The sequence below is a fragment of the Pradoshia sp. Z3_51 genome, assembly GCF_058215915.1.
This window is the reverse complement of record NZ_JBZAJC010000004.1, coordinates 92,160-112,531: the sequence shown is the minus strand read 5'-3', so window position 1 is coordinate 112,531 and position 20,372 is coordinate 92,160. Positions and strand designations below refer to the sequence as shown.

At 37.0% G+C, this 20,372-nt stretch carries 17 protein-coding genes; 6 read left to right on the top strand and 11 right to left on the bottom strand.

The features are described 5' to 3' along the window. The first annotated feature begins 47 nt into the window (after nt 1-47). Nucleotides 48-698 (top strand): universal stress protein, encoded by a 651-nt coding sequence (locus AC4BHA_RS09895; RefSeq protein WP_066109492.1) that lies wholly within the window; start codon nt 48-50, stop codon nt 696-698. A gap of 65 nt (nt 699-763) precedes the next feature. On the opposite strand, the gene AC4BHA_RS09890 is transcribed toward AC4BHA_RS09895, so the two are convergent. The 5 genes from AC4BHA_RS09890 to AC4BHA_RS09870 all read right to left on the bottom strand — a co-directional run bounded on the left by AC4BHA_RS09890 (nt 764) and on the right by AC4BHA_RS09870 (nt 6,611). Beyond that, a complete protein-coding gene (locus AC4BHA_RS09890) occupies nt 764-1,327 on the bottom strand; it encodes a site-specific integrase (RefSeq protein WP_066109497.1) in 564 nt (187 codons plus the stop codon). Between the two features lie 316 nt (nt 1,328-1,643). Next, the gene (gene pgmB / locus AC4BHA_RS09885; RefSeq protein WP_066109500.1) at nt 1,644-2,312 is read right to left on the bottom strand and encodes a beta-phosphoglucomutase; all 669 of its coding nucleotides are present in this window, start codon (nt 2,310-2,312) and stop codon (nt 1,644-1,646) included. Beyond that, a complete protein-coding gene (locus AC4BHA_RS09880; protein WP_066109503.1) occupies nt 2,309-4,618 on the bottom strand; it encodes a glycoside hydrolase family 65 protein in 2,310 nt (769 codons plus the stop codon). The genes pgmB and AC4BHA_RS09880 overlap by 4 nt, the downstream gene beginning before the upstream one ends. 293 nt (nt 4,619-4,911) lie before the next feature. Continuing rightward, nucleotides 4,912-5,289, bottom strand: a complete 378-nt coding sequence (locus AC4BHA_RS09875; RefSeq protein WP_066109504.1) for a YckD family protein — start codon at nt 5,287-5,289, stop codon at nt 4,912-4,914. Nucleotides 5,290-5,411: 122 nt separating this feature from the next. Beyond that, complete coding sequence (locus AC4BHA_RS09870) at nt 5,412-6,611, bottom strand: DEAD/DEAH box helicase (protein ID WP_066109507.1); 1,200 nt, start codon at nt 6,609-6,611, stop codon at nt 5,412-5,414. A gap of 503 nt (nt 6,612-7,114) precedes the next feature. Between AC4BHA_RS09870 and AC4BHA_RS09865 the strand changes: the two genes are divergently transcribed. After that, a complete protein-coding gene (locus AC4BHA_RS09865) occupies nt 7,115-8,764 on the top strand; it encodes a glutamine--tRNA ligase/YqeY domain fusion protein (RefSeq protein WP_490558504.1) in 1,650 nt (549 codons plus the stop codon). A gap of 70 nt (nt 8,765-8,834) precedes the next feature. Here the strand turns inward: AC4BHA_RS09865 and AC4BHA_RS09860 are convergent, their stop codons facing one another. After that, a complete protein-coding gene (locus AC4BHA_RS09860; RefSeq protein WP_139892056.1) occupies nt 8,835-9,704 on the bottom strand; it encodes an AraC family transcriptional regulator in 870 nt (289 codons plus the stop codon). Nucleotides 9,705-9,816: 112 nt separating this feature from the next. Between AC4BHA_RS09860 and AC4BHA_RS09855 the strand changes: the two genes are divergently transcribed. Continuing rightward, a complete protein-coding gene (locus AC4BHA_RS09855; RefSeq protein ID WP_373925486.1) occupies nt 9,817-11,082 on the top strand; it encodes a dicarboxylate/amino acid:cation symporter in 1,266 nt (421 codons plus the stop codon). A 486-nt stretch (nt 11,083-11,568) separates the two neighbouring features. After that, nucleotides 11,569-12,183: a hypothetical protein gene (locus AC4BHA_RS09850; RefSeq protein WP_066109515.1), complete on the top strand. Its 615-nt coding sequence runs from the start codon at nt 11,569-11,571 to the stop codon at nt 12,181-12,183. Between the two features lie 51 nt (nt 12,184-12,234). Here AC4BHA_RS09850 and AC4BHA_RS09845 read toward each other — a convergent pair whose 3' ends face one another. From AC4BHA_RS09845 to AC4BHA_RS09835, 3 genes are all read right to left on the bottom strand, one after another. Further along, entirely contained in the window at nt 12,235-13,149 is a 915-nt protein-coding gene (locus AC4BHA_RS09845; RefSeq protein WP_066109516.1) for a polysaccharide deacetylase family protein, read from the bottom strand. A 17-nt stretch (nt 13,150-13,166) separates the two neighbouring features. Next, nucleotides 13,167-14,576, bottom strand: coding sequence for a glycosyltransferase family 2 protein (locus AC4BHA_RS09840; RefSeq protein WP_066109521.1), 1,410 nt, complete (start codon nt 14,574-14,576; stop codon nt 13,167-13,169). 1,210 nt (nt 14,577-15,786) lie between these two features. Next, complete coding sequence (locus tag AC4BHA_RS09835; RefSeq protein ID WP_148630361.1) at nt 15,787-16,500, bottom strand: class I SAM-dependent methyltransferase; 714 nt, start codon at nt 16,498-16,500, stop codon at nt 15,787-15,789. A gap of 160 nt (nt 16,501-16,660) precedes the next feature. On the opposite strand from AC4BHA_RS09835, the gene AC4BHA_RS09830 reads away from it, so the two are divergent. After that, nucleotides 16,661-16,894 (top strand): hypothetical protein, encoded by a 234-nt coding sequence (locus AC4BHA_RS09830; protein ID WP_066109526.1) that lies wholly within the window; start codon nt 16,661-16,663, stop codon nt 16,892-16,894. Nucleotides 16,895-16,933: 39 nt separating this feature from the next. Here AC4BHA_RS09830 and AC4BHA_RS09825 read toward each other — a convergent pair whose 3' ends face one another. Then, nucleotides 16,934-18,139, bottom strand: a complete 1,206-nt coding sequence (locus AC4BHA_RS09825) for a class I SAM-dependent rRNA methyltransferase (RefSeq protein ID WP_148630359.1) — start codon at nt 18,137-18,139, stop codon at nt 16,934-16,936. A gap of 149 nt (nt 18,140-18,288) precedes the next feature. Here AC4BHA_RS09825 and AC4BHA_RS09820 point away from each other — a divergent pair, with 149 nt between their 5' ends. Further along, nucleotides 18,289-18,957 carry a lysoplasmalogenase gene (locus AC4BHA_RS09820; RefSeq protein WP_490558503.1) on the top strand — a complete coding sequence of 223 codons (669 nt, stop codon included), beginning with the start codon at nt 18,289-18,291 and terminating at the stop codon, nt 18,955-18,957. 85 nt (nt 18,958-19,042) lie between these two features. Here AC4BHA_RS09820 and AC4BHA_RS09815 read toward each other — a convergent pair whose 3' ends face one another. Further along, complete coding sequence (locus tag AC4BHA_RS09815; protein WP_139892053.1) at nt 19,043-20,227, bottom strand: NupC/NupG family nucleoside CNT transporter; 1,185 nt, start codon at nt 20,225-20,227, stop codon at nt 19,043-19,045. Between the last annotated feature and the right edge of the window lie 145 nt (nt 20,228-20,372).

Below are 20,372 nucleotides of genomic sequence, written 5' to 3'. Positions count from 1 at the left end.
TTCGTAATAGTCCAATGAACTACCATCTATTTAGAGGTGAACTTTTAATGAAAAAATGCAAAAGCCGAATGGACGAAAGCATCCTTGTGTGTGTCTATTACGGCCCCAATGGTGATCGCTTGATCCAGCGTGGCAGTAAAATCGCCAACATGTTGGATTGTCCCCTATATATCTTGACAGTGGACCCAAGTCCTTTTGATGAACTAGACGCTGAGAAATCCGAAAGTATTGAGAGATGGCGTCAGCTCGCCGAGGAATTGGAAGCAGAGGAATTCATTTTGAAAGATAATGAGAAACGACCGTTTGCAAAAGTAATAGCGGATGTCGCACGTGAAAAACAAATTTCACAGATCATCCTTGGTCAAACAGCACAAAGCCGTTGGGAACAGATTGCTAAAGGTTCGATTATAAATACTTTGTTGCGAGATATTCCATTTGTTGACATTCATATAATATCCGTCGCCCGGGCATTGAGAGATGATCCAGACGGCCTTTACGAAAAAGGCGTACGTGCCTATCTCGAAAAAGAAGACAATCATTATCGGCTGAGCTTTGAACATACAAAGAAAAGTGAATTTGAGGGTATCTTCTTTAAAGAAATCGGTACTGATTTCAATACTGGTATCTTTAAATTTATGAAAAACCAAAAAACACTGCAAGTAACCGTGACTGATAACTATGTCAAAGAAACTTTATGATGTGACACCTCCACAAAAAAATGTGGGGGTTTTTTCTTTTCTAAGGAAACTGGAGTCTGTTATACCTATAGATTCACATCAACTTTGACAGGAAGTTTTTCATTTTTGTCGATTCCCAAATACCGTAATGTTTCACCAGGACTATGATGATGATAAATGTTCATCAGGATTGAAATAGCAATCCCTTTTCGATAGGCATGATAACCGAATGTCTTCCGTAACGTATGGGTTCCGATTTTTCCCGGTATCCCCACTTCCTTAGCCGCACAATTAATAATCCTGTATGCCTGTTGCCTTGAGATAGGCTGCTGATTTTTTTTGGATTTGAATAAATAATCATCCGTAGAGAAATCAAAGGTTTCTAAATAATGTTTCGCAGCTTCTCTCACATTTTGATTGAGGTAAAAAGCCCTCTCTTCCGAAGTCTTTGCATCTTTTATATAAAGGAACTCCTTGAACTTCCCGCCTTCCCAGATATCACCCACCCGTAAAGAGAGCAGTTCACTGACACGGAGACCAGTATTAATTCCAAAAACAAATAATAGTAGATCACGCAAGGATTGCTTTTTAAGAATCCTTTTTATTGCGGTAATCTTGCGGATATCCTTTATGGGATCAACGTATTCCAAGGAAATACCCCCTAACTATAATGTTACTTAATTATGATATTATCAAAAATTAAGTAACATTACAAATATAGTGACTTGTTTGATTTTTTAATCTAAAACGCTTTATAAAGAGGCTTTATTAAAGTAAGGCAGCTCCATTTACTCCCTTTTCGCGGTTCTGGCAGTGGCCTGCAGGAGCACTCCCTGGATTTCATTAGCAATGTTATGTAGTAATATCCATCTTTTAGAATACAGGCTAACGAGGAAGTATTTAATTGCTACTTAGGAATAAAAAGAGTAAAAAAAGCGCCCCAAAATTGGGACGCACTTAAATTGCTTAGTTTTGATATTCCTTTATTAATTCATCCAGCGATAGGTAAGATGTATTGCTGTATAGGAGATCCGCTTTAGCCAGTTGTTCTTTAGAGCCTATTCCGACCGCAAACATGCCAGCACTCTTAATGGCTTCAACTCCTGCTTCTGCGTCCTCAATCCCAATGCATTCATCAGCAGGGACACCAAGCTTTTCAGCGGCTTTTAAGAAAATTTCCGGATCCGGTTTACCCCTCTTAATTGTACGCGCATCAACCATATAATCAAACTGGTCACTGAGCTGTAAGGAGTTCATCACAGCCGGCGCGTTTTTGCTAACAGAAGCAAGACCCAGCTTATAGCCGGCAGCTTTTATATCAAGCAATAGCTGTTTAATGCCAGGTAAACTATCATTTGGTGTAATTTGCTTGATTAGCTCCATATAATGCTCATTTTTCTGCGCAGCCAGTTTTTCTTTTTCTTCAACCGTATAGGAAGATTGCTTATTCCCAATTTCCAGAATGATTTCAAGGGATTCCATTCGAGAAATTCCCTTTAATCTTTCATTATCCGCTCTGGTAAACTCAATTCCCAATTCACTGGCAAGCTGTTTCCAGGCAAGATAATGATATTCTGCTGTATCCGTAATAACACCATCCAAATCAAAGATAAACGCTTTTAATTCCTTACTCACGCGACCGTGTCCTCCTTCATTAGCGGTATTTTTACAACACCATCAGCAGGCAACTCAAATTCACTGTCGTAAACCTTGAGTTTCATTACCGGGCCAGTTTGTGAAATACTCACTTCGTTTTTATTCACTTCAATAGTTAAATGATGATCTCTATAATTGATATTAAAGCTATAACGGTCCCATGCTGCCGGAATAAATGGTGCAAACGACAGCTCCTCATTAAATGTTTTCATGCCAGCAAAACCTTGTACAATCCCTAACCAGGAGCCTGTCATACTTGTAATATGAAGGCCATCCTCCGTGTCATTGTTATAGTTATCCAGATCCAGCCTTGCTGTTCTGGTATACATCTCATATGCTTTATCTTCCAGTCCAAGTTCAGCAGCAAGTATCGCATGAATGCATGGAGACAGAGAGGATTCATGTACGGTCATTGGCTCATAGAATTCAAAGTTTCGGCGTTTTTCCTCACGTGTATATTCATTATTCAGGAAATAAATCCCTTGCAGGACATCCGCCTGCTTGATAAAGCAGCTGCGCAGAATTTTATCCCAGGACCATTTTTGATTTAGCGGGCGGTCTTCTGGCTTTAATTGCGAAGCAGGCATTAAATCCTTATCCATAAATGTATCATGCTGAATAAACACTTGATTCTCCTCATCAAATGGATAGTACATTTTATCAATGATATCCTGCCATTTATTTAATTCATCGTCTGTCATATATAAATCTGAAAATCTCGCTTCATGCCCGTTCTCTTTTAAATATCCAATAACTTCAAGGGTGTAACGTAAAGTCCAGGCTGCCATTGTATTCGTATACCAGTTATTATTGACGTTATTTTCGTATTCATTTGGACCGGTTACTCCATGAATCATATATTGATCTTTCATTTTATTATAATGGACGCGGTCTGCCCAAAAGCGCGAAATCCCGACCAGCACATCTATGCCATATTCGTTAAGGTAACTCTTATCTCCTGTATAATTCACATAATTATAAATAGCATAGGCAATAGCTGCATTACGGTGGATTTCTTCAAAGGTAATTTCCCACTCATTATGGCACTCCACTCCTGTGAAAGTGACCATTGGATATAATGCTCCTTTTAATCCTTGTCTCTCAGCATTGAGATAGGCTCCTTCGAGCTGGTTATGACGATAGATTAAGAGATTGCGAGCCACTTCAGGCTGAGCTGCTGCCAAATATAATGGAATCGCATATGCTTCAGTATCCCAATACGTTGCACCACCATATTTCTCGCCTGTGAATCCCTTAGGTCCGATGTTTAATCGGGCATCTTCTCCATAATAGGTTGAAAACAGCTGAAATAAATTAAAACGGATTCCCTGTTGTGCTTCAATATCTCCATCAATTTGGACGTCTGCTAACTCCCAGCGCTCTGCCCATCGATCGCAATGTGCCTTTAAGCAAGCTTCATAGCCTTGTTGCATAGCTGTATTAACAATTTCCAGACCCTTTTCACTTAAAAATTCTGAAGCATGATCACGGTCTGTTGTAATGCCCACATATTTAGTTAACGTAACAGTCTTACCTTCTTCAGTTGGAATTTCAATTTTATTATCTACATATTCTTCGTGTTGGAACGGTTTGATATCGGCCGTGTTGCCATTGATTTCAAGACCCATCGTCGCAGAGACTGTAAATCTGTCTGTTCCGAAAGGGTTTTCATTTGTTTGCATAACCAAATTACCCATGAGCTCAGATGAGCTGGAGGAAATATAATTCCAGAAGTCTTCTTCATAGTTGGAATCTTCATTGCGAACTTCACCATCTAAATAAGGAATAAAGGTAATCACACTATCATGGTTAATTGGTGTAACCGCATACTTGATCACCGCTAGTTGCTTCTCTGCAATTGATAAATAGCGTACTACCTCAACAGCTGTTTCTTTACCAGCTTGTGAGACCGTAAAGCTTCTCGTAAGAACACCATTTTTCATATCGAGTTCACGGCGGTAATTACTCATTTCCACTTTATTAAGGTCAATTTCCTCCTCACCAATAAAAACACGAATTCCGATAAAATTAATGGTATTGATCACTTTACCAAAGTAATCGGGATAACCGTTTTTCCACCATCCAACCCTGGTTTTATCCGGAAACCAAACGCCTGCCACATATGTCCCTCTATGACTATCACCTGTATAGGTTTCTTCAAAATTACCTCTTAACCCCATATGCCCGTTTCCAAGACTTGTCATACTTTCAGCAAGTCTAAAATCCTCTTTATGTAACTCTTCTTCAATAATTTTCCACGGATCTATTGAGAACAGTCTTTTCATATAATACCCCTTTCCATCTTCCCTCAATTATTTATTTAATAGAATATATATAGGCTTCTACTGTTTGTGCAATCGGTTGCATAAAAGTACATTCTCATTATAACCGATTCATTAACTTATGAAAGCATAAAATTAAAAATTCTAAAATTTATCTAAAATTTATTACATCTACGTGAATTTGAATAGTAGGATAAAAAGCCTTTTTTAATGCCCTACTATCTTTTCTTCTATAATTACTCAAAAATAAAAATACCTCTAAAGAATTCTATTCCTTAGAGGTTATTCATGCTTTATTATTCGTTAGATTCAGTCCCAGGACTGTTTTCATGCGGCGGCTTACCAGGGTGGGTACCTCCAAAAGGATGTGGAGGAATATATCCGTTTGCCTGTATTCTTTCAAATCTTTTATCCATATGATTCTTTAACATATCAGCATTCTGCTTAGACATCACACCGAATTCAACATACTTTTCAACAATAGCCTTTTCCTTTTCCATCACTTCTTTATGCATCGCAGCAAGCTCTGCTTTCTGTTGTTCCGTTAAAGTTGGCCTTGTTTGCTTTGTTTGATTATCGCCATTTTCTGCCGCATGTACGACGGTATTGGATATACCAATTGAGGTAAAGCTCAAAACACATGCCATTATCAACAAGAGAGACATTTTTTTCATTAGTATTTTCACTCCTTCTTTATTTTCTGCCCCTAGTTTTTACCAACTTTAATTATTTATGCATGCTGTTTTCCTATAATAAAAAAGGCTGAACTCTAATTAGAGCCAGCCCATTTCATTCTTTATTTTTTATACCTTTTAGGATTCGGTTTCTTCTTTATAGACTTTGAATTTTGATTATATACAGGTCTCTGATCTACAATTTTACCTTTAAACAGTTCCTTTTTCTGAACTTCAATATGCAGTTCCCGAGCGTATTTCTTTAATTCACGTTCTTCACGAGCCGTTACAATTGAAATAACCGTTCCACTTTCTCCCTGGCGTCCAGTCCTACCTGAACGATGCACATATTGAGCAATCGTTTCAGGGAAATCCACATGGATTACAAATGGCAGCCCTTTAATGTCCAAGCCCCTTGCTGCCACATCTGTAGCAAGTAATATAGTTGACTCCTGCCTACGAAACTCACGTATAGCCGCTTCTCTTTCTATTTTCTTGGAATCGCCATGAATAACTCCTAAATCTACTCCCTTGAAACGAAGCTTTGAAGCCATCACATCCAAATTTCCGATGTCCTTTCCAAAAACCAATGCACGCATTTCAGGCATTTTAACTAATTTTTCAAGAATATTTATTTTATCACGCGCCTCAGTGACAAAATAAATATGATCCACCTTTGATTGAACGGTATCTTCCTTTTTAACCCGTACTTTAACAGGGTCATTCATCCATTGCTCGGCTTCTTCCTCTAACCCAGCCGGCAAAGTAGCTGAAAACAAAACTATCTGACGGTCTCTCATAGTACTTTTAATAATTGTCCCAATAGTTGGCAAATGCTCAGGGATCATTAGTTGGTCCCCTTCATCCAGCACAATTGTTTTCACTTCATGCATCTTTAGCTTTTTCTGCTTAATCAGTTCTTCTAGTCTGCCTGGTGTTCCGATGACAACATGCGGATGCTTTTTCAGCTTTTCCAATTGACGCTTCGGATTAGCACCGCCGATAAACGAAGCAGCCGTAATACCTGTTTCTTTTGACCATGCTTGTACAACTTCAAAAATTTGCATAACAAGCTCTCTTGAAGGAGCAAGAATAACAGCCTGTACTTTTTGTTCGTCTGCTTTTATTTTATTTAAGATTGGCAGGACATAAGCAAGTGTCTTTCCTGTTCCTGTCGGCGATTCTGCCAAAACATCTTTTCCTTCATATATAGGACCAAAGGTCTCCTTCTGAACTGTAGTTGCTTCTTTGAATCCGGATAATTCCCATTGTTTTTTTAATCCATTTATTAACTCATTGACTATTGAATCATTTGTATTCATTAATTTCTCCTAACTAAACACATACTTGTATGATTCTTATTATACATATGCCAAACGATGATTATCAATAAAGGAGAGGTTCCTCCCATAATAAAGAGGTCTCTCCGTGTAAAGCCATTTTTTATTTAATGGAATATATACCTACACACCAGGCTCCACTGGTGCCGGTGGTGTAGTCATTACCGTGCCTGCAAGGTGTCTATTTTGGCCGGTAGCCCGATTGTTTAGGAATTGTCAACTTTATTCCAACTGCCGTTAAAGATGTTGCCACATAAACAATAAGTAAAATGAATTATTATAGTCCGGATGACTTGTTCCGGGCTATATTTTTAAGCATTATGATGTATTGGCAGGAGGAAATACAGTTATACTACATATAAACAATAAAATTACTATATTAGAAGAACGCACAAATAGTGAAATGTAATTATTTTTAGGCTTCTTGCGACATGTGATTATTTCCATTAGAATGAAACTACTAGTTTATGCGAAAGAGGTTGAAGATGGTGGAGCACAATACGTCAAATTTTATTCGTAACATCGTTATTGATGATATAAAATCAGGTAAAACAGATCAAATTATTACTCGTTTCCCTCCTGAACCAAATGGTTATTTGCATATTGGACATGCAAAATCTATCGTTTTAAATTTTGAACTTGCTGATGAATTTAAAGGAAAAACAAATCTACGTTTTGATGATACAAATCCGTTGAAAGAAGATATGGAGTATGTAGAATCTATTAAAGAAGATGTCAAATGGCTTGGATTTGATTGGGACAACCTCTTCTTTGCCTCTGATTACTTTGAAGAAATGTATAATCGCGCAATTCTTTTAATTGAAAAAGGATTGGCTTATGTGGACGATTTAAGCGCAGACGAAATCCGCGAATATCGTGGTTCTTTAACTGAACCAGGTAAAGAGAGTCCCTACCGTAACCGCTCTGTAGAAGAAAATATAGAGCTATTTAAGCGTATGCGTAATGGAGAATTCGGCAATGGAGAAAAGGTACTTCGTGCCAAAATTGATATGAGTTCACCAAACATTAATTTGCGCGACCCGGTTATTTACCGAATCGCTCATGCAACTCACCATAATACTGGTGATAAATGGTGTATCTATCCTATGTATGCTTTCGCCCATCCAATTGAGGATGCTATTGAGGGCGTCACTCACTCCATTTGTACGTTGGAGTTTGAAGACCAGCGTCCGCTTTACGACTGGGTTATTAAAGAATGTGAGATGGAAAGCACACCAAGACAGTATGAGTTTGGCCGTTTAAATTTAACAAATACCGTTATGAGTAAACGTAAGCTAAAACAATTGGTTGAGGAAGGCCTTGTAGATGGCTGGGACGACCCAAGAATGCCTACTATTTCCGGTCTGCGAAGAAGAGGCTATACTCCAGAAGCAATTCGTAATTTCTGCCGAGAAATTGGTGTCGCTAAAACAAGCGGAATTGTGGATGAGAAAATGCTCGAGCACTTCGTAAGAGAAGATTTGAAATTGAAAGCACCAAGAACGATGGGAGTCTTAAAACCATTAAAAGTGGTTATCACCAACTATCCGGAAGGACAAGTTGAAATGCTTGATGCAGAAATCAATCCAGAAAATCCTGAGATGGGAACTCGCCAAATTCCATTCTCAAGAGAAATCTATATTGAGCAAGAGGACTTCATGGAGAATCCTCCAAAAAAATATTTCCGACTATTCCCTGGAAATGAAGTGCGTCTGAAGCATGCTTACTTCATCAAATGTGAAGAAGTTATTAAAGATGAGGAAGGCAATGTGATAGAGCTTCGTTGTACCTATGACCCTGAAACAAAGAGTGGATCTGGTTTCACTGGACGTAAAGTAAAGGGAACTATTCACTGGGTTGAAGCTACACAAGCTGTTCCAGCTGAATTCCGCTTATATGAGCCGCTTATTCTTGACGAAGAAGCAGAGGAAGACGGAAGCTTTCTTGATCATGTAAACCCGAACTCATTAATTATTGAAAACGGCTTTGTTGAGCCAAATATGAAAGATGTTCAACCTAATGAGAAATTCCAATTCTTCCGTCATGGGTACTTTAATGTTGACCCTAAGGATACAACAGCTGAACATTTAATCTTCAACTTAATTGTATCTCTGAAGAGTTCCTTTAAAATCTAAGGCTATAAACACTGAAGGACCGTGGTCATACACGGTCCTTTGTCATGTTGATTTGAAATGGAATCGGTTTTTATTCATAATTACTTGCTTTTAAATACTCCCTCGGTGACAGCCCAAACTCCTTTTTAAAGGCCCTTACAAAGGTTGAATAATCATTAAAACCTGCACTTTGGGAAATATGTGTCATGGATTCCCCCTTCGAGAGCATCGATTTTGCTAGATATAATCTCTTCTGCAGGATATACTGATGCAGCGTGTACCCTGTATAGGATTTAAACTTTCTCATTAAATGATACTTACTCAAAAAACATTTTGATGCTAATACCTGTATAGAAAGATCCTCATTTAAATGTTGATTAATATACGTTAAGACTTCTGTTATATTTTTATCAAAAAGGATATCCTGTGAATGCGCTGCTGCTTCATCATGAATAAAAATACGATTAATAATAATCAGCAATTGCATTAACAGAGCCGATTTTAAAATATCATCTCCAAAAGCAGCCTCCCGTTCAGTCTCTATTAATTCCTGAACAATGCTTTTGATTTTTTCAAGTGGCTTATCTGTAATCCGTATTAGATTAATTTCACGACGGGCAGCCAAATCAAAACACATCAATAAATTGCTATTTTCTCTGCTATGTTTGGAAACCATAGCTGGGTCGAACCAAATGATAAAACGCTCATATTCTTCCGTTGGATCAATAATAGGCTTATGGATTTGTCCATGCCCTATGATGAGCAAATCCCACGGCTTCAGTTTATAAGCCTTTCCTTCTATCATATAAGTGACGTTTCCTTTAATAAAGATGATGATTTTATTAAAATCATGATAATGATATTCGAATTCATTCACTATTTGGTCTTTAATGTGAAAGACTTTTATTTCCTGATTTAGGATTCCCCTTCTCTCTGATTGCCATCTATTGAATTCATGCATGATATTCCTCCTGTTTAAGAGCACTTTTTACCATGTTTTAAGCAATATTTTCATAGAATGTGGTAAAATAGTCAAGTATGCTTATAGTACTAATTATTGAGAGGCAGTGAAAATAGTGAAACAAATCTTTTTAAATTATAAAGGTTCCATCATCTTACTGCTGGCAATCGCGATTGGTGGGGTAGCCGGTTATCTGATCGGTCCCGATATAGCAGTTATTAAGCCATTCGGGGATTTATTTCTGAACTTATTATTCATGATTATCGTTCCGCTTGTATTTTTCAGTATCACCTCCGCTATTGCAAATATGAGCGAGATGAAGCGTCTCGGAAAAATCATGGGCAGTATTGTCATCGTGTTCTTCACAACCGCTCTTATTGCGGCGGTACTCGGCTTTATCGGTACAACTTTTATGAATCCAATTGGGGATTCCGATGTATCATCCATTAAAGAATTAATGTCAAACACTGAAGTGGTTGAAACAGAAGAAATTTCTTTCCTGGGCCAGTTAGTTAACACTTTTACAGTAAGTGATTTCTCAGAGCTCTTATCCAAAAATCATATATTACAATTAATCGTATTTTCCGTATTAGTTGGATTGGCTACAGCTATGGCTGGGGAAAAAGGTCGGCCTGTTGCACAATTGATGAGCTCAGCAACTGAAGTATTAATGAAGGTTGTCAAAATTATCATGTACTATGCCCCTATCGGATTAGGCTGTTATTTTGCCACAATTATTGGAGAGCTTGGGCCGCAAATTCTTGAAGGATATGCCCGTTCATTTGCTCTGTATATGATTTTAAGTATCATCTACTTCTTTGGTTTCTTTACTTTATATGCTTATATAGCAGCAGGCAAAAATGGTATCAATGTATTTTGGAAGAATGCCCTTCCTCCATCCGTAACTGCTATAGCAACATGCTCAAGTGCTGCTTGTATACCTATCAACCTGGAAGCTACTAAAAGAATCGGAGTTCCAGACGATATTGCTGAGACTGTCATCCCTCTTGGTGCCAATACACATAAAGATGGATCTGTCTTTGGAGGAGTTTTGAAGATTGTCTTTCTATTCAGCCTCTTCGGCAAAGACATGACAAGTGTATCAAGCATTTTAAGTATTCTTGCTGTTTCCTTCCTTGTCGGAGCTGTCATGGGAGCTATACCTGGCGGCGGTATGATAGGAGAAATGCTCATTCTTTCTGTATTTGGTTTCTCACCAGAGGTGCTGCCAATTATCGCTGTAATCAGCACTATTATTGATATTCCTGCAACCTTATTGAACTCAACCGGAAACACAGTATGTGCAATGCTTGTAGCTCGCCTGGTTGAGGGTAAAAATTGGCTGCAAAACTCACTTAGTAAAACAGCTAAAGCATAGAACATATTATTCGTTTTTTTCCCTATAAGGATCAATTCAGACTGCAGATAAAATTCCGTTTGGAATTTTGTCTGCAGTTTTTTGTATAATAAGGCTACTATCTGCTGCTTTCTGATTGATAAGCAATGTCATATACGACTTTTAAGGAATATGGTTCTGTAGGTCACTGTTGGTTACTAAAAAGGAAAAGAATCGTTGAAATTTCGTGAGACTACTACAGGAGAAGCCAGCACAGCAAGGACAAGCGAGGAATAAAACAAGGAAATATGACCGGTTGCCTGTAGAAAAAATGGGCTGGGGCCATAAGTAACATTGTTTTTATGAAGCTTTAAATATAGATTTCATACAGCCTATAACATTTACTTTTAATACTATACATATATAAAAGCAAAAAAATGACGAAAAAGAGGTTTGAACTATAAACATTAGGGAATATATGCCGATAATAGATATAGATAGGTATCCGCTTGGGGTAGGAGGAATTAGATGCTTACAATCATCTTGACTGGAATTATTGTTACCATTTTCTTTGGCATCCTGTTAAAATATTTTTTCACGAAACGTAAACAACATAATATTTTCTATAAGGAAATTTTTTCAACTGTTTATTCACCTATTATCATTAAGGCCCAGCATATAAAAAAAACATATGGTTTCTTTGAAAATCAACCCTATGTAATAAGGGAACATCGTATAAAGCAATCAAATAAAGTGACAGATTCCATTTGCCTAGCCGATGAAATAATGAAACAGTTAGAGGGAAATGAACAGTATATGTCAAAGAAGATGCTGGAACTATATTTTGGTATACATAGTAAAAATAAAGAATATCACGAATTGGAAACCTCAAATTTGAATGCAAGCCACAAGGATTTTTTACTGGCTAAACTTGAATATGAAATCAATACCCAAAAGTTAATTTTGATGAACGCCTTTTTTAAAGAGATGGAGCAAACTGCTGAGAACGCGGATCTTCTTTACCCAGAGCTAAAGGATATGTTACAATTCTATTCCCATTTTACAAACCATATTTTGCTGAATGAATTAATCTTGGCTCTTCCAACATCCACATCTAAAAAAGGTGTTTCCATACATAACTAAAATGTGAGGCTGCTGATGAATCTTGCAGCCTCACAATAATGGTTAGTATTATCATTCGTAAGTTATTAGTTTATCGAATATATCCAGAGTTGTCCCTGGATAAACACCTCTTCTTGGTATCTCCAACATATTATCACCTGGAGAAGCCATGCCATCTTTTATAGTGAAGGCCATATCAGTATCCAGTTCTTTCAGGATTTCTAAAGTGGATTTGTTATATTCCCCATATGGGTAAGCAAATGCACTAGAATCGCCGATGGTTTCATAGCCAGACTGAATGTCAGCCTTTACATCTTCATATTCCTTTGAAATCAAATATGATACCCCATTGTCATCGAGTTTATGGAATTCATCGGCGTGCCCGTGATAACTAAAAACATCTAAGCTTTTATTAATATCTTTAACGCTTAAAAATTGCGCGTCAGCAGGATCATAATCACGAGGATTTCGGTCTATTCCTCCTGTGATCAGGAAGATTGATGCGTTGAAATTATGTTTCTTTAAGACAGGATACGCATTAATATAATTATCCTTAAAGCCATCATCAAAAGTAATCAGGACACTTTTAGTTGGTATCGCAATGTCTTCTTTCATATAGGCCTGGAATTCGGGCAATGTCAGCGTTTTGAATCCCTTATCTTTCAAATATTGCATTTGCGCTTCGAAATCATATAAAGTGACGATTGTACCATGAAGATTTCCATCTTCATCATAGTGATTTTTAACAAGATCCTTATTATCGATGACTCTGTGGTACATCAAGACAGTAATTTTTTCTGCCTTATCGTTTTCTTTAACTTTAAAATCCCTTACATTAACGGTGTTTTCAATATCTAATGGTCTATCCACCCTTAAACTGAATTTAGCATGGGCAATTGTATCGAAATTATTTGTAAAATAGCCGGCTAATAATGTGAAGTGCCCTATAAAAACAATTAGGAATATAAGATTTACATTTTTCTTCAAAACTGAAACAATCCTCCTCAGCCCGCACTCTTTTTATGTTCATTCAGATCAATTACTTTTCCGTTATCCTGTATATCTTCATCATAGGTTTGATGTTGGCCGCCTACCCGCTTCACCTTATTCCAACTGTTCTTGTTTATAAAATAACCGACAGTACCAAAAGTATTGAATAAAACGCCTAAAAAACGGTATGTGACAATTTCGAATGGAACAAAGAATACAATCCGTATTTTGTCAATCCTTGAGAATGCATATCCAAATCGATTGGTAATAATCATGGCCACTAAACTTTGGAAAACCCCGAGGCTGAAAGAAAAAGCAAATAACATAAGCGCTAATATAGCCCCCTCACCCATAATCAGCATTACGAAAGGAATAATTAAGGTCGGGAATGCTGTTAATGTTCCAAGCATTAATGCATCCACAATCAAAAACAGTGAGATGCCTGGACCGAATTTTGTAAGCAGCGAAGGTCCGTATGTAATGATGCAGTCGATAAATGCTTTTTGCCAACGAATCCGTTGTTTGAATAAGTCTCTGAATGTCTCGGGACCTTCTGTGAAACATACAGCTTCAGGTATGAAAAGGATTTTTTTATAAGGATAATTTGTCTTAATCAGACGTTGTATCCTCATCGTAATGTCCATGTCTTCTCCAACAGTAATGCGATATCCTCCCACTTCAAATAATGCGTCTCGCTTAAAGACACCAAACGCTCCTGAAATAATGGCTAAAGCTTTGAATTTTGTCTGTGTAATTTTATAAAGATAAAAATTAACTAAGTATTGCAAGAATTGAAATCGTAGTAGGTGGGATATATTAAATTTCGGCTTTGGATTTGTATAATCGCCATAGAAAGCTTGTCCAATATGAACCATTCCGCCTGCTGCAATAACACTATTATCCTTAAATGCAGAATTAATGATCTGCAATGATTTTACATCCAGTCCGCTGTCAGCATCCAAGGTAATGATTGTTTCATATCCAGCAAACTCAATTCCAGCATTTAAAGAATCAGCTTTACCGCCATTTTCTTTATCAATGATAAAGATGGACGGATATAATGTAGACTGGTAAATTCCTTTGATAGGTTTATGAGAAATCTGTGCGGCTTTCTCCTTTTCAACCCTCTTTAAGTCCAGCATGGAAATAAGCAATTCCATAGTATGATCCGTCGAACCATCATTAATGATAAATGCCTCATATTTTTTGTAATCGACATGCAGGATTGCCTGAATACAATTCTTGATAACCGTTTCCTCATTGTAAGCAGGTATAAGGATGGATATACCATCTTCCGGTTCACGCACTATTCTACTCCGTTCCCTATTTACACTAAAAAGAGGGACAATGATATAGAGAATTTGGAATGCAAAAAAGATAACATACAAAATAAGTGTAAAAATTAGTCCAATTGTTAAATCCATTTAAATCCTCCTTATCAATAGATATGTATGATAAAAGCTCATCTAAAACTATTATCTTAAAAATAAAAGTACCTATTGAAAGTAAAAAGCCTTGTCTTCTAAAGGCTTGTTACACATAGGTACTCATTTTAGATGAGATGCCATAACCCTTATAGCTAATTTGAGCTATTCCTGTTTCTATAACTGTGTAAGATTATCTTTTTAGTGAATTTCATCTAAATAGGACATTGTTTCTTACTCGAGGGGAAAAAGCAGGTGTGTAGTTCGAATTACATAATTATAAAAATATAGTAATTTTCTGACAAGCTTAGGTTCCATGATAATGATTCTTGTTACCTAAAGTCAATGTGCGAAAAGACATAATATACTACCATTCGACATCACTTTTTTTTAAAAATAGGTCAAATCTGCTAAAAAGACAGGATAAAAGAATCAATTATAGTGTAGGTATTTTTTCAATCCATAGTAATATAGCTCTATATGCTTAGTTCTAAAGTATTGTTTTTATATTAATTTAAAATATTTTTTAATTTAAAAATTAAATATGTGGTTTTCACTGCTAAACTGACTAATAAAATGATATCGGCTCTACTTAAAGGGACGTCCATATTACACAATCAATAAAGTGTTTAACTGCATGTTTTTACAAAATTTTCAAAGCAAGCACCAAGCCTTACAGTGGAGGAGCTTAATGATAATCTGCTTAAAGAAAACGGGTTGCTAGTACTAACGTTAAGCTTTGGTATATTGCGACAATACGTAGTAAAAAAGATACTTAAACATAGAACAGAAAAAGATCCATATGCAATCCATTTTTGAGTAGATACATTCATTTTGTAGTTATTTCATTTAATGACTTTCATATTGCCGAACGACAAAATTGATTGAACGTATGTCAATTCGGTATTTAAACAATCCCTTGTACGCAAAATTAAGCTGGGGTGATTATGTAGATTTATTTTCATGAAATTTCCGAGGAAATGTTAAATAGATTACCACTCTTAGTAGAGATCAACTTTGAAGAAGAAGTTAATACTTTATAACCTTAGATTGATAAAATTTCTGTAAACCCCTCGGTGTTCAAGAATGAATCTAATGATTGTATCATCAACCTAACAAGTAAGAATAAAACCCCTTAATAAATATTAACTAAAGGGCTTTTCCTTGCGGATGAATAGATTTTGATTCATTCTACGGCCGCACTGTATTGCTATTTTTGCGCACGTACAATTCGGTAACTCATCGCGTCACGATATTGAAGCACAAACGTTTCATGCTGTTCCATTAAATCAAATATTGCTTCAGGAACCTCCTCTGATGGATGAAACTCTGTCAAAGGCTCATGATCATCATAAAAGGATGGCAACGTTCTAATTTGCACGTCCGCAAACCCGGCCTTTTTCATAGCGTCTCTCCATCTATCTTCGTTCCACATCTGTTGAAATCCATAAAACTGTCCAATCTGTTTTTGTTCTATTTCAGAAAGCGGTCCTTGCATGGTCAGTTCAATGGCATACAAAACACCACCAGGCTTTAATACTCTTAGCATTTCTCTAAGAACAGGCTCTATTTCAACAAAGGATAGAACGGATTCAGCCAGAACATAATGAGTGGATTGATTCTTCATTGGAATAGCTTCCAACGAGGCTTCTACTGTCTGTATAGGTAATTGCAATTGCAAAAACCTGTTCTTTGCTTTCTGAATCATGAGTGGGTGGGCATCGAGCGCTATAATGTTTGCATGATAGGCATTATATAAATAAGCACTGGTTTGTCCCGTACCACAGCCCGCATCAAGAATGACGGTGTCTTGATTAATAGGCTCATCCTTCAGCATAATTTCTGTTGCCCTTAGCCCTCCCGGATGAGCTCCTCCAATTCCAAGCTTAGATAATAAATCCATATACGTAAATGTGGTCATCATCCACCTCTGTCAGTGTTTTACACATTGTATGCCTCTTCTTTTTTTTGGTTCTTGGCTTAGCATTGGATTTTATATTGGAATTTTAGGTAAACAAACAGTCAAGTTGTCCATCTATCAATACAATACAAAGAAGACATTATTTGAAAGGGGCATCAGGTAAATGAACTATTACAACCTATGCAATAAACATATTGGTCGAAATGTGCGCATAACTGACCGTCATAATCGTGTTCATGCCGGGACAATCACAAGAGTCACTAGAAGCCATGTATGGATTAAGCCACATGGCGGACAGAATGGCTATGGCTATTGGGGCTGGGGCGGAGGAGGCTGGGGCTATCCGGTTGGACTTGGCCTTATTACCGGCTTTGCTCTAGGAGCTTTATTTTTCTAAAAAAGAAGGCCTCGTATATTCATTACGAGGCCATTTTTATTATCTTGCTAATTGGATAAACACTACTTTTAAGTAATTACCTTCTGGGTATTCATTGATCGTTCTAAAATCATCCGGTAATGAAAATTCTTCAACAATTTTATATTTCTGATGCATTTCCTTACATGCACTGTCGATAAAAGATTTGAATTTATCCATTCCAAACAGGCTGCAATTTGTTGAAGCAACAATCAGACCACCTTTTTCAGTGATTGCGATTGATTCCTTCAGCAGATTTGTATAATCCTTTGCTGCACTGAAGGTGAATTTCTTGGACTTTGCAAAGCTTGGCGGGTCGAGAATAACCATATCAAACTTTAGCTCTTTTCTGCGTGCATATTTAAAATACTTAAATACATCCTCTACGATGATATCCTGTGCTTCATAATCAATTCCATTTACACTGAACTGTTCAATCGTTTTCGCCCGGCTTCTATTGGCAAGATCCACACTGGTCGTCTTTTTCGCTCCACCTAATGACGCAAACACAGAAAATGCTCCCGTATAAGAAAACATATTTACAACTGTCTTTCCTTTAGCATAGTGGTCCCGGATTGTTTTGCGTACATCACGCTGATCTAAGAAAACACCTACCATAGCACCATCATTCAGATTGACTGCAAAATGCACGCCATTTTCCTTTACGATGATTGGAAACTCACCTTCTTGCCCTTCAACAAAATCATCATCTTCAATGTATTTTCCTTTTGTATCGAAACGTTTTTTTTCATAGATTCCTTTAAAATCTGTTAATCTGCGTAAAGACTCTAAAACATATCTTTTAAATGAGTAGATCCCTTGGCTATACCATTGAATGACAAAATATCCATCATAAAAATCAATAATGAGACCGCCAATTCCGTCACCCTCACTATTGAACACACGGAAAGCTGTTGTATCTTCTTGTTGGAAATAGTGCGCTCGCTTATCCAGAGCCTTTCGAATTTTTTCATCAAAGAACGCTTGGTTAATAGATTCATTTTCCTGTCTTGTTAATACCCAGCCATATCCTTTATTCTGCTTTCCAAAATATCCTTTGGCAATAAAGCGACCTGAATCATCAACAAGCTTAAGAATTTGACCTTCCTCCTGCAGTTTTTGAGGAGACACAATAGCCTCCTTTAAAATAAGCGGAAATCCATTTCTTAATTTTTTGCTATCTCTTGGTTTTACTTCACAAATTATTTCCTTATTACTTGAACTCATCTATATTTCACATACTCTCTTTTAATCTTTTCTACTTACAGTATATCGAAAACTGCCTTCCTCTCAAAACTAATACTAAGTAAAATGAAGGATTTTCCGCTATCTCCATCAAATACTTTATGTTACATTCACAGGAAGGAGGGAATTACATGAAGGTTAAATTACTTACTCTTCTCATTTTAGTAATGAGTATTATCTATATTTTTTTCATTCCAGCTGAGCCGTTTGGAATCAAATTGCTATTCAAGCTCATTCCAATGTGGTTAATTATCTACTTTGCCTATCTTCAAAAACCTGCTGAAGGACACAAAAATAAAGGACTCATCCTTACCGGACTGTTTTTTTGTATGCTCGGTGATGGGCTGCTTCACTGGTTTATAATTGGGCTAAGCTTCTTTCTGATCGGACATATCATTTATATCGCAGGCTTTCTAAGGAGATGGAATTTCTCTAAAATTCGCCTTTTATCCATTTTTCCGCTCCTTGCATTTGACCTGATCATAGGCAATAAACTTATAAATACCCTTCAAGAGACGGGAAATGATGGATTAATTATTCCTGTTGTTATCTATATTGGCGCTATTTCTTTTATGGCATGGGCAGCCTTCATGACGGGGAATTTATATGCGATAATCGGCAGCTTGCTCTTCGTCATTTCTGACACTATATTATCATGGAATATGTTTATATCTGATGTTCCATACTCGCATTTTTTAATCATGTCAACTTATTATGCTGCTCAATACACAATAGCCTCCAGTATTAGCAAGACATCTGGTCTGACCACTCCTTTACGTATAAAGCCGTTAAGGGGATAATTTCTGCGCAATACTGTAACTTTCAAACCTATTAAAAAAAGCAGATTCGCACGAATCTGCTTTTTTCTAATTTATATTTATATAACTAGAGAACCAAGCCTACAATAATACCGGATAATACACTTACAAGCGTAGCTCCAAAGAGTAATTTTAAGCCAAAACGCGCTACCACATTTCCTTGCTTTTCATGTAGACCTTTCACTGCACCGGATATAATTCCGATTGAGGAGAAGTTTGCAAAGGAAACAAGGAATACAGAGATAATTCCCAGTGTACGTTCACTAAATGTATCTGCTATTTCTGTCAGGCTAATCATCGCAACAAACTCATTAGTTACTAGTTTAGTAGCCATAATTCCACCTGCGGATACTGCTTCCGACCATGGTACACCCATTATGAAGGCAAATGGTGCAAAGATATATCCAAGTATTTGTTGGAAGGATACACCAATAGTCATATCAAACAAGGCATCTATACACGCCATTAACGCCACGAAACCAATTAGCATGGCTCCTACGGTAACTGCGACTTTAAAGCCATCCATGATATATTCACCAATCATCTCGAAAAAGGTTTGTTTTTCTTCCTCTTCTGCTACAACGAGAATATCTTCTTTATCATCAACTTCATAAGGATTGATCAGTGAAGCAATAATAAATCCACCAAATAGATTGACCACTAAAGCGGTTACGACATATTTAGGATCGATCATTGTCATATATGCGCCGACAATCGACATTGAAACTGTAGACATAGCCGATGCACATAAAGTATATAAACGGTGAGGCGGTAATTGCCCCAATTGTTTTTTCACCGTTATGAATACCTCTGATTGTCCGACCATAGCTGAGGCAACTGCATTGTATGATTCAAGTTTACCCATTCCGTTCACTTTACTTAACAGAAGGCCAATTCCCTTCATAATAAAAGGAAGTATTTTAAAGTGCTGTAATATTCCGATTAATACCGATATAAAAACAATTGGCAATAGTACTGTAAGGAAAAATGGTGCTTCTCCTTCATTTGCCATTCCGCCAAACACAAATGATACCCCTGCTTCTGCAAATTTCAGTAAATATCCAAATACGGTGGCAATCCCTTGGATTAAAACAAAGCCGAATTTAGTATTTAATAATAAAGCTGCTAACGCAATTTGAATAACAACCATTATCCCAATATATTTATACTTGATTTGTTTCCTGTTTGAACTCACTAACAAAGCCAACCCTACCACTGCAAGTAACCCGATGATTGAAATTAAATATTTCATAATTCCTCCACTAAGATGTTTAGATTATTTTACGTGTACACCTTAACTAAAAAACCCATTCTACTTTACAGAATCCGGCTCCAATACTACCTGTTTAGAGATTGGAGCCGGAAACGCTCTTGGTTAATGATTTAAATTATCCCGT